Origin of the sequence: Muricoccus roseus, assembly GCF_900141905.1 — a bacterium.
In the GTDB taxonomy this organism is placed as follows: Bacteria; Pseudomonadota; Alphaproteobacteria; order Acetobacterales; family Acetobacteraceae; genus Roseomonas; species Roseomonas rosea.
On record NZ_FQZF01000059.1, the window covers coordinates 1 to 13,176 of the forward strand.

10 protein-coding genes and 2 pseudogenes are annotated in these 13,176 nt (G+C 65.8%); 10 read left to right on the top strand and 2 right to left on the bottom strand.

Annotated features, from left to right (window positions below):
• The 10 genes and pseudogenes from BUB97_RS24810 to dgt all read left to right on the top strand — a co-directional run.
• A pseudogene (locus BUB97_RS24810) lies at window positions 1-211 on the top strand (type IV secretion system protein VirB10); the annotation flags it as partial.
• Window positions 212-377: 166 nt separating this feature from the next.
• Entirely contained in the window at window positions 378-1,418 is a 1,041-nt protein-coding gene (gene virB11 / locus BUB97_RS24815; protein WP_216348644.1) for a P-type DNA transfer ATPase VirB11, read from the top strand.
• Window positions 1,419-1,528: 110 nt separating this feature from the next.
• A complete protein-coding gene (locus BUB97_RS24820) occupies window positions 1,529-3,364 on the top strand; it encodes a type IV secretory system conjugative DNA transfer family protein (protein ID WP_073140486.1) in 1,836 nt (611 codons plus the stop codon).
• Between the two features lie 255 nt (window positions 3,365-3,619).
• Window positions 3,620-3,844 carry a hypothetical protein gene (locus tag BUB97_RS26045; protein WP_139281455.1) on the top strand — a complete coding sequence of 75 codons (225 nt, stop codon included), beginning with the start codon at window positions 3,620-3,622 and terminating at the stop codon, window positions 3,842-3,844.
• A 75-nt stretch (window positions 3,845-3,919) separates the two neighbouring features.
• Entirely contained in the window at window positions 3,920-4,585 is a 666-nt protein-coding gene (locus BUB97_RS24825; RefSeq protein ID WP_073140489.1) for a hypothetical protein, read from the top strand.
• Window positions 4,582-5,736, top strand: a complete 1,155-nt coding sequence (locus BUB97_RS24830) for a helix-turn-helix domain-containing protein (RefSeq protein ID WP_073140491.1) — start codon at window positions 4,582-4,584, stop codon at window positions 5,734-5,736. Before BUB97_RS24825 ends, BUB97_RS24830 begins: the two co-directional genes overlap by 4 nt.
• A gap of 56 nt (window positions 5,737-5,792) precedes the next feature.
• Window positions 5,793-6,143, top strand: a complete 351-nt coding sequence (locus tag BUB97_RS27530; RefSeq protein ID WP_073140494.1) for a transposase — start codon at window positions 5,793-5,795, stop codon at window positions 6,141-6,143.
• Window positions 6,053-6,460: pseudogene (locus BUB97_RS27125) on the top strand (transposase); the annotation flags it as partial. The gene BUB97_RS27530 and the pseudogene BUB97_RS27125, both read left to right, overlap by 91 nt.
• A 174-nt stretch (window positions 6,461-6,634) precedes the next feature.
• On the top strand, window positions 6,635-6,796 hold the full coding sequence (locus BUB97_RS26480) for a hypothetical protein (protein ID WP_171979089.1): 162 nt from the start codon (window positions 6,635-6,637) through the stop codon (window positions 6,794-6,796).
• A 37-nt stretch (window positions 6,797-6,833) separates the two neighbouring features.
• Window positions 6,834-8,162 carry a dGTP triphosphohydrolase gene (gene dgt, locus BUB97_RS24845; RefSeq protein WP_217659758.1) on the top strand — a complete coding sequence of 443 codons (1,329 nt, stop codon included), beginning with the start codon at window positions 6,834-6,836 and terminating at the stop codon, window positions 8,160-8,162.
• 97 nt (window positions 8,163-8,259) lie between these two features.
• On the opposite strand, the gene BUB97_RS24850 is transcribed toward dgt, so the two are convergent.
• Both BUB97_RS24850 and BUB97_RS24855 read right to left on the bottom strand, forming a co-directional pair.
• Window positions 8,260-9,045, bottom strand: coding sequence for an abortive infection family protein (locus BUB97_RS24850; RefSeq protein ID WP_083755505.1), 786 nt, complete (start codon window positions 9,043-9,045; stop codon window positions 8,260-8,262).
• Window positions 9,046-9,073: 28 nt separating this feature from the next.
• The coding region (locus BUB97_RS24855) for an AAA family ATPase (protein WP_139281456.1) at window positions 9,074-13,176 on the bottom strand (4,103 nt) is incomplete at its 5' end.

Genomic DNA, 13,176 nt, shown 5'->3' on the forward strand with positions numbered 1-13,176 from the left:
CGCGGCCACCGTCGCCAGCAACTCGCTGAACAACGGCACGGGCGTCACCTTCAACCAGTTCCAGTCGGGCGGGCAGCGCGCCACCAGCCAAGCGCTGGAATCCGACATCAACATTCCCTCCACCCTGCGCCGAAACCAGGGGGAGCCCATGACGGTGTTCGTGGCGAGAAATCTGGACTTCTCGGACGTATATCGGTTGGTGAGCCGGTGAGGGGCGCGGCGGTGCAGCTCGCCCTTCACCTCGCCGCTGCGGCGCCGGCCGGGAGTTGGGGAACGGCAGGGCAGGCGTGCCGCCTGCCCGGTCCCTCCCCGGAGGACGCGCCCACCATCCACGATCCGGCGCAGCTCCTGTTCGCCTTCGCGCGGGAGGCAGGCCGATGATGCACGCCGCGGCACAACTGGATTTCGCCCTCGCCCCCGTGGCCGGCGCCCTGGCCGATCCGCGCACCGAGGAGCTGTGCATCAACCACCCCGGCGAGTTCTGGCTACGCCAGGGCGGGCGCTTCGAGCGGCACGCCGCCCCCGAGCTGGACTTCGACATGCTGGAAGGCGTCGCCATCCTGGCCGGCGCCCTGCGGAACCAGAACGTCGGCGCCGAGCACCCGCTGTGCTCCACCGACCTGCCGACCGGCCACCGCCTGCAAGTCGTGCTGCCGCCCGCCGTGCCGCCCGGCACGGTCTCGCTGACCTTCCGCCGGCCGAGCGATTCCGTGGCCGCCCTGTCTGACCTGGCCGGGCGCTACGACACCTCCCGCTGGAACCGCTGGGACAAGCGCCGGGAACAGCGCCAGGCGGACAGCGCCGGGCTGCTGGAGCTGTTCGACGCGGGCGACGCCGTGGCCTTCTTCGGCGGCCTAGTGCGGGCGCGCCGCAACATCCTGTTCTGCGGCGCCACGGGCGGCGGCAAGACGACGCTGAGCAAGACCCTCACCTCCGAGATCCCGCGCACCGAACGCATCCTCACAATTGAGGACGCGCTTGAGTTGGTCGTGCCACACGGCAACTCTGTCCGCCTGCTCTACTCCAAGGGTGGGCTGACCATGGGCGGCGTCACCGCCGACGCCCTGCTGCAAGCCACCCTACGGATGCGCCCCGACCGCGTGCTGCTGCAGGAACTGCGCGACGACGCGGCCTGGGTGTACCTGAACGAGGTGATGACCGGGCACCCCGGTAGCCTCACCACGATTCACGGCGCCGACGCGCCGCAGGCCATGCGCCGGCTGTTCAACCTGGTGAAGGGCACCCCGCAGGGCGCCACCTACGGCGACGACACCCTGGCCGCGATGATCGGCAGCGCCGTGGACGCCATCGTGCCCCTGCACAATGACGCCGGCACCTACTCCATACGCGAGGTCTGGTTCGCCGATGACGCCGCCCGCCGCGGCGAGGTCGCCGCCGATCTGCTCCGCGCCGCCTAACGCTGGACCGTCTTGGGAGGGCCCTGCATAGGGCTGGAAGAGAGATATACGATGGGCGCTGTACGTCTTGCGTCTAGCCGTCCAGCATCAGGTCGCCGGAGGCCGGGGCGATGAGCGAACGTCGCCGCCTCCCCTCCCCCGGTCGCTTAGTGGCCTGGGGCCTGCTGCTGGCCATCCTCGCCCTGCTCTGGACCGCTGCGGCCTCGGCCGTGTTCCTGTGGGGCACCGGCCTGGTCCGCTACTTCCCGTTCCAGGGGACCGCCTGGATCGGCAAGTGGTGGAGCTACGCCCTGTTCGCGTCGCCCCACCCCATCGTCGGCCGATGGCTGATGTTCGGGGCCGGGGCGCCCACCGTGTTCCTCGGCCTGGTGATCTACCGCCTGGTGCAGCTTCGCGGCGGGCGCGTCACCCGCCCCGGCGAGGTCGTCCGCGGCAGCACCGACAACCACGGGCACGCCGAGTGGATGAGCATGAAGGAGGCCCGTGACCGCTTCCCTGGCCCGCACCCCGACTTCGGGGGCGTGGTCGTGGGCGAGGCTTACCGGGTGGATCAGGACAAGGTGGCCAGGCTCGCCTTTGACCCGGAGCGGCGGGAGACCTGGGGCCAGGGCGGCAAGGCCGCGCTGCTGGTGGACCCCTGCAAGATCGGCCCGACCCATAGCCTGGTGTTCGCCGGCTCCGGCGGCTTCAAGACCGTCTCGGCCGCCTCTACCCTGGTCCACTGGACCGGCGCCGCCGTCGTGCTCGATCCCTCGCGCGAGCTGGGGCCGATGCTGTCCGCGGCCCGCGCCGCCATGGGGCACAAGGTCGTCTCCCTGGAACCCGGCACGCCGGGCGGGATCAACGTCCTCGACTGGATCGACGTGACCCACCCCCTCGCGGAAACCAACGTCCACGCCGTCGTGGGCTGGATCTTCGGAGAGGCGGAAGGCGGCAGCTCCGACGCTGATAAGTTCTTCCGCAACTGGGGCAAGCAGCTCGTCGCTTGCCTGCTGGCGCATATGCTGTGGGACGACACCATGCCCGCGGAGGCCAAGACCCTCCGCACGCTCCGCGCCGGCATCGTCACCCCCGAGGACCAGATGCGCGACGTGCTGGAAGGCATCCACGCCGGGTCGAACAGCCCCATGGCGCGCGACATTGCCGGCACTATCAAGAAGATCGTCCCCGAGACCTTCTCGGGCATCTACGGCAATGCCACCGGCGACACCGCCTGGCTCTCCGTCGCCGCCTACGCCGATCTGGTGTCGGGCGGTACCGAGGGCGCGGAACCCTCCTGCGGCACCGCCGAGCTGACAGAGGGCAAGCTGACGGTGTTCCTGCAAATCCCGCTCAAGGTGCTGCGCGACACCCCCGCCGTCGGGCGCGTGCTCGTCGGCGCGTTGCTGAACGCGCTCTACGAGGCGGACGGCGCCGTGCAGGGCCGGGTGCTGTTCATGCTCGATGAGGTCCGCCGCCTGGGGCCAATGAAGATCCTGGAGGTCGCCCGCGACGCCGGCCGGAAATACGGGATTACCTTGCAACTGCTCTACCAGGCCGAGGATCAGCTCGTGGAACAGTGGGGCCGGCAGGGCCGCAACGCCTGGTTCGATAGCGTGAGCTGGCGGATGTATGCCGCCGTCCAGAACACCGACACCGCGAAGTCGGTATCGGACGCGGCCGGCGGGCACTCGGTCCTGGCCGAGAGCGAGGGCAGCAACGCCGGCAGTCAGGGCAAGGCCCTGGAAGTCGGCTCACGCTCCAAGGGCACCAGCATGAACCGGCACGAGATGGCCCGCGCCCTGATCCGGCCGGATGAGCTGATGCAGGACGTGCGCGGCGATGAGGCGTTCGTGTTCGCCCGTGGCTCCAAGCCGCTGCGCTGCGGACGCGCGATCTACTTCCGCCGCGCCGAGCTGCGCGCGGTGATCGAGGCCAGCCGCTTCCATAAACAAGCGGCGGAGTAGGAGGGCAGTATGTCCGACACCAAGGGTTCCAACCAATCCCACGACACCGCGCCGCGCCGGGCGGAAGAGTCGGCCTTAGCCGGCGCCAGATCGTCAAAGCTGGGGCAGGGGCAAGCCTCGGCTGCGACGCAATACTGGCAGAGCGTGGCCGCTGCCGGCCGGGCCGCGAAGCCGGCCGCCGCAGCGCCGACTGAAGCCGCCACGCCTGGCCGTCAACGCGGCGCGCGTGCGTAAGATAGACAAGGAAATTACCTTATGAAGCTCGTTCTGTCTGCATCCGGCCTGGCCGCTGTCTATGGCTTCGGCATCCTGCCTGCCTCGGCGCGGGCGCCTCAACCCGTGCCCCAATGCACGGCAGTAGTCACCGGCCGTGACGGTCGGAACGTGGAGGCTGAACAGGTGGTCAATGCCCTGCGCGTGCAGGGATGCGCCGGCATTAAGCAGCAACGAGACCTCACGGGTCAGCGAGGCGCGGGTTGAGCCGCTACGGGCTGTTGACTTTTTTCCCGAAAAGTCGCCTTCTGTTGATTAGCGCAAAAATCAACAGGATCCGACATGACGGAGGCCGACAACCCGGTTGAGCGGTTCGTGGATGGCGAGTTTCCGGTTCGATTCCGTGCCTTCCTGCCGCCGGCCATGCGTCTCGCCTACGCAACTGTGGACACATTCATGGAGCAGGCGGATTTCCTGATGACCCCGAGCGGCCTGTTTCAGCGCGGCCAGCTCATCGTGAAGGCTGTCGAGCTACAGCTCTTCAAGTTAGCACGGAGCGGCAGCTTGCCGTTCGAGCCGAAGTGGGAAGAATATGCGTCTCCGACCGGCAAGCATCTCGTGCTGCACAGCCCGCGGTCACGTATCACGGTCAACCAAGTTTCGGAGCCTTCGTCGAAGCCTCGTCACGCCAAGTTTCGTGAGAACTTTGGCCTGAACAATACGCGGTATCTGTGGCCGGAATGGAATGACGAGGCGGAGCGTTCGGACAGACTTCGCCATCTGCTGATCCTGCACGGGTATCAGGACCTCAACTTTGTCAACATCGGCTTCCCACATCCGACTAAGGATCGACTGCTGTATCGAACCGAGAACTTTGTCGATATGCCGCAGGTGATCGGCGGCACGGACGAGCGCGACGACAAGCGCGAGGGTCCCACCGAGGCCCCTGATCTTGAGCCGCTTGAGGACCTTGAGAAGTTTTTACGTGATAACAAGCTGGATCGATGACGAACGTAGTTTCCTTTCCGGATCGGGTGCGTGGTTTTGCTCCCGCACGGCTTATTGAGGCTCGGGTTGCGCTCCAAGCGTCGCGCGACGAGCTGGGGCGTGCTGTTGGGCTGACAGGCCAAGCAATTGGCTATTACGAGACGGGCGCGCGTAGGCCCGACATGGAAAAGCTGCTCTCGATCGCGGCCGCGCTTAGGCAGCCCGTCACGTTCTTCCTGCGCGAGGGGCGGCCCATGCCAGCCACCACTGGCACGCGGTTCTTCCGCAGCATCGGTCCCAAGAGCAACAAGCTTAATGCGTCGTTGGACGTAAAGACCAAGTGGCTGTGGGAGGTGGTAGACCGCATTGGCAAGCTCGTGCGTTTGCCCGAAGTGAAGTTGCCTTCGGTAGATCGTTCGCCGGGCGCGACTTCCTACTCGGACGAGGAAATCGCACAAATTGCTACCGCGACCCGCCGCCTTTGGGGGCTGGGTGACGGCCCGATTGCCAATGTCATAGCATTACTGGAAACGAACGGCATCATCGTTAGCCGCTATGAGATGGGGTCGGATAAAATCGATGCCTTCTCATGCTGGGTCGACGGCCGACCTCTGATTCTACTCGGATCAGATAAGGAATCCGCTTGTCGTTCCAGATTCGATGCGGCCCATGAGGTTGGACACATCATCCTCCACCATGGCGCGGCGCAGGAGGATCTGAATGACAAGCGCATCCGCGACCGGTTGGAGGAGGAGGCGCATCGGTTCGCCAGCGAGTTCCTGTTTCCGCGTAATATGTTTCTGATTGAGTTCTATTCGACCCGTGCAGCGCACCTACAGGGGCTTAAGCGCCGGTGGGGCATGTCGATGCAGGCGATTGCACATTACGCTAAGGTGCTAGGCGCGATTGACGACAGTCAGTACGTCTTATTTCGGAAAACCGTCACTAAGAACCGATGGCTTAGAGAGGAGCCTCTGGATCGGGAAATCCCGATGGAACAGCCAAAGATGCTGCTCAAGGCGATCAAGATGCTCGTTGATCGTGGGGCGCTGCCCCCCTCTGGCTTAGAATCTGAGAACGGCTTTTCGTTTGAGATGGTGCAGAGGCTATGCGGCGAACTGCCAGCGGCTTTGGCTCCGGTTGGTCCGTCACTCACGCTATTATCGTCGTAAGGTGGGCGGGCGGGGAACCCCGCCCGCCTCCGGGCTAGGTCTCTGGAGAGGCGTCTATGCCGATTGGGATATCGCCCGAGAACACTGGTCGCACCCCGGCGGCTTCCAGCGTCTGCCTCAGCACGCGGAGGTTAGCCGCCATTGGGGTTCGCTTCTCTCCCTCGAACCGGTCCGATGCCACACTTTCCGGCGTGGTGGAGATCGACGGCGCCTATGTCGGCGGCCACACCCGCCGAGAGAACAAGAAGGCGGATCGCAAGGACCGGCGCCTTTCGGAGAACCAGTCCAACGTCGTCACTCCGGGGTTGTCCTTCGTGAGCGCGACGGGCGTACCCTGCCGTTCGTCGTGGCGCGCGAGGCGGACGGTGTGGCGCTTGCCCGCCAGCATATCGCGCCGGGTTCCGTGATTCATGCCGATGAGGCGGGCGGCTGGGACGTCCTGCACGCCTTCTACAACCTGCGTCGGATCAACCACTCCGTCGCATTCAGCCTCAACGCCGCCTGCACCAACCAGGCGGACAGCTACTTCGCCCGCTTGCGCCGCGCCGAGTGGGGGCAGCATTACCACATCAGCGGACGATACCTCGCTGCCTACGCGGGCGAGATTGCATGGCGCGAGGACACTCGCCGTCAGCCGAACGGGGTGCTGCGCCAGCGCGCGACCGGCGCAGCGCTACGATACCCGGTGTCTCGGGTGTGGGCTGGGTACTGGCAGCGCGGCTAGATGCGCGCTCCCCGAGAAGTTGAGCGGCGAGTGCTCTAACCCAGCCCGACTAGGCGCGTTGACCGAAGCGCGCTATGCGATGCGGAGTACGCCATTCGTTAAGGCAGACTCGCAGAGAGTTGCCGAATCGAGTTAGATGCGCGCTCATTGTACGCGCCAGACGGGAGCCGTTCTATGTCAGGCTATGCAGCCGTTAATGACGCTTTCCGCTTTGTGGAAAAGCAGGACACGCTCTTGAAGCAAGTCATTCGGATGCAGGCTGAAAAGGTTCGCCTTCAGGGAACAGCGGAGGCGAAGAAAGAGGGCGAGGCTTCTGGAGCCAATTCTGAGCGATAGGGGCTTGTTTTACCAAAAGGATGATTTCAGGCGATCTTTGTCCAAAAAGGACGATGAGGAGTGGCGTCCATCGTTCTTCCGCGATTACGGCAGGATCATCCATTCACCCAGCTTTAGGCGTTTGCAAGGTAAAACGCAGGTTTTCCCTGGGCATGAATCTGACTTCTTCCGTAATCGGCTAACGCATTCGCTCGAAGTAGCGCAGATTGCGGAAGGAATTGCCGATAGGCTGAATACTGAGCATCCAGAATTGAAAAAGATGGATGCAAGGCAGCGCATCGATACGCGCCTCTGCGCTGCAGCTAGCCTCATACACGATCTCGGTCATCCTCCGTTTGGACACAATGGTGAGCGCGCCCTTGATCACGCCATGCACTCGCATGGTGGATTTGAAGGCAATGCACAGACGCTTCGGATCGTCACTAAACTTGAGCGTAAAGCTAGGGACGCCAATAATGTCCCATATGGCCTTGATCTTTGCTATAGAACCCTTGCATCAATCCTCAAGTATGATTCGCTGATCCCCAGAGCGCGACCCGAGGGCGCAAAACTTTCAAAGGGGTATTATCAGAGCGAGCGCGAGATTGTTTCTGAGATAAAGAAGCATGTCTTGGGTTCGTACGTGGTCCCAGACGGTGAGTTTAAGACCGTCGAGTGTGCGATTATGGATATAGCGGACGATATTGCATATTCGACGTACGATCTTGAGGATTCACTTAAAGCAGGATTTTTAACGCCCGCTGCAATTTTGTCCTCTCCGCCGCGATTGATGAATGATGTGGCGAAGAAGGTTAGCGACGAGCTTCAGAAGAATGTTGCCGCGGTTGAGGCAATGGCCGTATTTGTTGAGATTTTTACTGATCCCAACCAGAGAGTAGGCGATAAGGGCGATTTAGAGAAGTTTATTGATCAATACAACGCATATGATCAGCTGGCAAAGTCTGGCTATTTTCGCACACAGCTGTCGTCTCAGTTGGTTAAAGAGGCCATCGGATCGGTAACTTTGACGTACAATGCCGACTGTCCGGCAATGTCTAAGGTTCATCTGTCGGCGGAGGCAAAACTTAGAGTGGAGGTGCTGAAACAGTATACTTACTTAGCTACCATTTTCTCTTCGAGGGTCAAACTCCCTGAATACCGCGGATACGAAGTGGTAATGGGCATATTCAAAGCCTTGGCCGGCCCCAAGGGACACCTACTTATGCCTGATGATGTTAGAGATCAGTACTACCTGTGCGGCGGTGACATGGACACGGAAATGAGACTTATATGCGACTTTGTGGCTGGCATGACCGATCGATATGCGATGGAGTTCTATGGCCGTCTGCACTCGGATGGGCCGCAAAGCATGTTTAAGCCAATCTAGGCCATCAATCACTTAGCCCCCTTCCAAAGCACAAATTGACCCGTTCCCTGCACCGATTTGACGACCCCATTCCACAACGGTAGCAGCGCCAAGCGCGTCAACTAAACCAATCAGCCTTTTTCTTGGAACGATGCTGCCAAGTTGAAACCAAGAAAGAGGCCATTGTTCCGGCTAGGTTGACCGCTAATTCAGCGTGACGGGGTTGAGCACGAATACCTGTTCGGCCCTGTCCATGTGCGTCACCCGCCTTGTTGCGGATGGCAGCAAGATTTCCCACAACAGCCTGAGCATTACCAAGTATGGCTTTGAACACCGGCTCTTGATGCTGGTTCGGCGCCAGGTTCAACAGCTCTGCGGTCATTCCCCAAAGCCGCGGCAAGTCCACGTCATCAGGATACGCCTTCTCAGCATCGTCAAGGATGTGCTTGCAAACAGTCTCAAGCATCGTCCGCGCTGCTGTAATTGCGCCATCTGGATCATCGGTGCGGCGCTCAAGCGCCTTTGTCCAGGCCACAGCAACGTGCTCTGCATCGAGGACTTCCAACGCCTCTGTTATGGGCTCTGTGCCGGGTGAATTTTCCTGGGCTTCGAGCTGGTCCAGCAATGGCCGGAAAGCGTCCCAAATGTGGACCCGTCTTCCCTGATACTGCGCGTGCTCTATTTGAATGTAAGGCCAGAATTGGCTTGTATCCCGACAGGGCCGAACAAAGGCAGGCAGCTTTCCCGCCGTCATTGGATTGCGGGTCAGCTCGTCCCGAAGCTGCTTATATTCGTCATCGTCAAAGTTGCCTCCAGTTGCTCTAGCGACCAATCCGTTTTGCAACCTAGTCACTTTGTCGATTAGAGATTCCTCATCACCAGCACCCCACGGCGGCAAGCTCAAATGCACCTCCCCTTGGATTATTCGTTGCCTACATTCTGGGACCGGAAGCACGCCCCTGCTTTGTAGTTTTCTCGGTAGCAGCGTTTTGAGCCATTGCGGTTTTGTTGAGCTGCGCTGTTTGTAAATGGCTCAAAACGTTTTGTACCGCCGTGGCGATGGGCTGGTGTCCCTGGCGTCGCGCCAAGTCGTTCCAATCGCTGCCGCGGTCGCCGGCCGGAAAGGACGGCACCGCCGCAGCTCCCCCCACGGCCGCCGCGGCGGCCTCCGCCTTCTCCTTCCCCACGTTCGGCAGCGGCACCGCCCGCCTCGGCAGGTGGTGGTCGTTGTCGCCCGCGATGACGATGGGCCGCGACGGGTCGGCCGCCCGGTACGCCTTCGCCACGGCCGCCAGGTTTGCCGCGTTGAAGGCCACGGCCACCGGCAGGCCGGTCGCCTCGTGCAGCGTCGCCGCCGTGGCGTAGCCCTCGGCCACCAGCAGCGGCGCCCCCGGCCTCGGCCGGTCGCCGATCAGCGCGTGCCCGCCCTCGGTCCTGGCGCCTTTCAGGAACAGCTTGGACCCGTTCACATCCACTCGCTGAAGGCCCCATAGCCGCCCGTCCGGTCCTTGCACCGGCACCAGCAGCCGGCCGCGCCGGTCCTGCCGTAGCCCGTGCGCTCGCACCCCCTTGGCCGCGAGGTAGGGGTGCGAGGTCGCCGGCGCCGCCGCCGCCCATAGCCGGTGCGCCATCCTGGCCGCCCGCTCCTGGGTGTCGTGGCGCTCCCGCGCCCGCTCCGCGGACTTTGCCGCCGCCTTGGCCGCGAACGCCGCCCGCTCGGCCGGCGCCATCTGCACCACGGGCCGCTCGGCCTTCCAGCGGATCTCGGTTCCGGTCTTGTGGTTGCGGATGTAGCCCGCCGGCCAGCCGTCCAGATGCCCGACGTAGGTTCCCGACTTCTGCCCCTTCCGGTCCCCCTCCACGGCAACCCGGTGCATCCGCCCGTCCATCTCCACCGGCCCGCTCACGCGCAACCCCGCCTGATGCAGCGCCACGGCGAAGTCCACCGCGGCGTCGGCCTCGGTGAAGCGCGGCGCCGCGCGCCGCCCCGAAGCTGCGGAAGCTCGCGGGGAGGCCCGGGGAATGACCGGGGATGGCGCCGGGTTGGCCTGGGAAGGCGCCGCGGGTCTGGCGGAGGCCTGCGCCGCGTCGCGGTCCTGGCACGGCTGGGTCGCCTGGGCGGGCTTCTGGCCCCTGCCCTGCTCCATCCCCGCCAGCACCGCCCCGCGCTCGCCCAGGGCCAGCGCCAAGCGGTCCGCCACTACGGCCACGGCGCCCTCCTCGCGCTTGCGCTGCGCCGCCCGCCGCACGCTCGGCCGCGGTGCTCCCTTCGCTCCGGCCGCCGTGCGCCGCCAGTAGGCCGCCGCGTCCACCGGCTGTGCCGGGCTGGCCTGCTTCGGCCGCGGCGCCCGGTGCCGTTCGGCCGCCGCTCGGCTACGGGCCTGGTTGTCCCGCGCCCGGTCGCGCACCGCCTTGGCCTCGCCCTCGGCCGGCCGCTGCTCCTCGCCTCCGCCCTCCTGCAGAACGGTTCCGCCGGCTCGCCGCAGCCGGTCGGCCAGCTCGCGCACCGCCTGCCAGCGGGCATCGAGCGCCTGCCGCAGCCGTTCCACCGCCTGCCCCACCGCCCGGCCGTCGCGACGATCGCGGAGGTGTGCCCCCAGGGTCGTCCGTGGCTCTCCCGCCACCTCACGTGCCTCGGCTCGCCGGAAACCGGACTGCATGGCGTGCGCCGCGGTGCGGCCCACGTCGCGGGCGCGGTCCATGAAGTCGAGCGCTGACGCCTTCGCCGGCTGCCGTGCCAGATTCCGCGCCACGTTCTCCCACACATCGGCCGCACCCACCGGACGAGCATCGCCCAGGGCGCGTCGGGCCATCACCTCGCGCCGCTCCGCCCCGTCCGAGGTGATGAGCCAGGCGGAATCCTTGTGCCGGCTCTCGGCCGTGTAGCCCTTGAAGCCCTGCACCCCCGCCGATCCCGCCGGCATGGCGTTGATGTGCTCGCGGCTGGTGATGCCCTGGGCGGCGTCGATGGTCAGCACGTCGCCCGGCGCCAGCCGCGTGCGGCCGTTCTTCTTGTCCGCCAGACTGTCCCACGACACCGCCCCGTCGCGGCCCCCGGCCGTCCGCAGCACGATCCCGTCCGCGTTCACCTCGCGCACTTCGAGTACGCTGCCGTTGTTGCCGATGTTGCCCCGGCCGCCGTCAAGGAAGCGGGCGTTGAGCCGGTCGAACAGCCGCACCCGGTCGCCCGGCGCCAAGGTCAGGTTGTATGTGGCGCCGGCCTGGTCGGTCGCGCGGATGCTGAACAGATCGGCCCCCAGCTCGCCCATCGCTCGGCGCTCCTCGCGCAGCGCCAAGGCCACGGCGCGGGCGTCGGCGTTCGTCGGCGCCGTGACGCTGATCGAGAATCCCGCATCGCCGGCGTTCGCCTCGCGCCGCTGCCGCCATAGCTCGGCCACCCGGCGCACGGCGTCGTCGTAGCCGCCCGGCACCGCCTCGGCCGTGCCGTCCTCGCGCTTCATGGCCAGCGCCTCGGCCGCCTTGCCGTCGCGGAACAGCCCGGCGATCTCGCGCTCGCGCTCCGTACGCTGCCGGCGCGTGGTGAGGATCTCCGGCACCGCCTCCGGTCCCAGCGCCCGGCGCATGAGGTTGACTACCGGCCCGGCCTCGATGCCCTGGCATTGCTTGTCGTCGCCCACGGCGACGATGCGGAAGCCGTGTTCCGCGCGCAGCCGCAACAGCTCCAACATCTGCCGGGCACCCACCTGCCCCAGCTCGTCCACCACCACCACCGTTCGCGGCCCGACCGAGAGGCGACCGGCACGAACCCCATGCAGGAAGCCCGTCAGCGCAGCGACCTCCCCTACCCCGGCCTCCTTCAGCGGCTCGGCCTGGCGCCAGGCGATGGCCACGCCCATCACGTTGTCGCCCTGCGCCTTCCAGGCATCCACCAGGGGGCGCAGCAGGGCGGTCTTGCCCGACCCTGCGACACCCACCGCCACGCCCACGGCGCCGCCCGTGCCGAGGCGCAGCATGGCCGCGTGCTGCGCCTTCCCGTGGTCGTCACCAAAGTCCAAGCCGCTGCGCTCCACCGCGGCAGCCAGGGCAGCGGGGGACAGGGCACGGCCGCGATCCGCCGCGGCAGCCTTGGCCAGGGCCACGGCCTCGCCTTCCTGGGCGACGTGCAGCGCCGTCGTCACCCGCACCTCGTCGCGCTCGCCCTCCCTCCCCCACACCAGCCCCGTGAGCTGGCCATCCTGGCGCACCCCGCGCTCGCGCATGGCCCGCGTCAGGGCGTCCACGTCCGCCCGGCCGCCCTCCGCCCCCGGCGTGATGCCGGCTGTAATGAGGGCGCGGGCCGCCGCGGCGCGCAGGTCTGCCCCGTTGAGGACCGAGGCGCGGGAGAACTCGGCTTCGAGGAAGGGCAACGCCGCTTTGTAGGCGGCCTCCAGGCGGGCGGCCCGGCTCTGCTGCCGTGGCGCCTCGGCGTCTCGACGTCGTGGCACCACGATGCCGCGGTGCTCCCAGCCGATGGCCGCGGCTTGGCCGCGCCAAGCGGCGAAGTCGCTGAGGTCGTCCTCCTTGTTCTTGCGGGCCGCCTTCGTGCCGCCCTTGAGGAAGTCTACCTGCATGTCCGGCGTCATGGCGTCCCAATCGAGACCGCGCTTGGCTGCCTCCGCCCGCGCCGCCTCGGTGCCGTCGCGGGTGCGCTTGCTAAACGCCTCGCACACCGCCTCCGGGATCGCCGACAGGCGGGCCATGCCGGTGCGCTCCTCCAACTCTACCTCCACCCCGACGCGGCGCAGGTTCGCCGCGACCTGCGCCTGGTAGAAGGCGCCGAACTCGTGGATGCGCGTCCGGGTCGGGTTGAGGTCCAGGGCGCCGAGGTGCCCGCCGTCCGTCAGGACCAGGTTGGGCACCGCGCAATGGGTGTGGAGCTGGGGGTCCCCTGCCCCCGAGGGATCGCGCTCCATGCGGAGGGTGAAGAACTCGGTGCGGTCCTCGCCCGTCCTCTGGTCGGTGACGACCACGCTCGCGGTCGGGCGGGCGGTGAAGTGCTCGAAGCCGATCCACGCGATGTGCCCGGCCTCGGTGC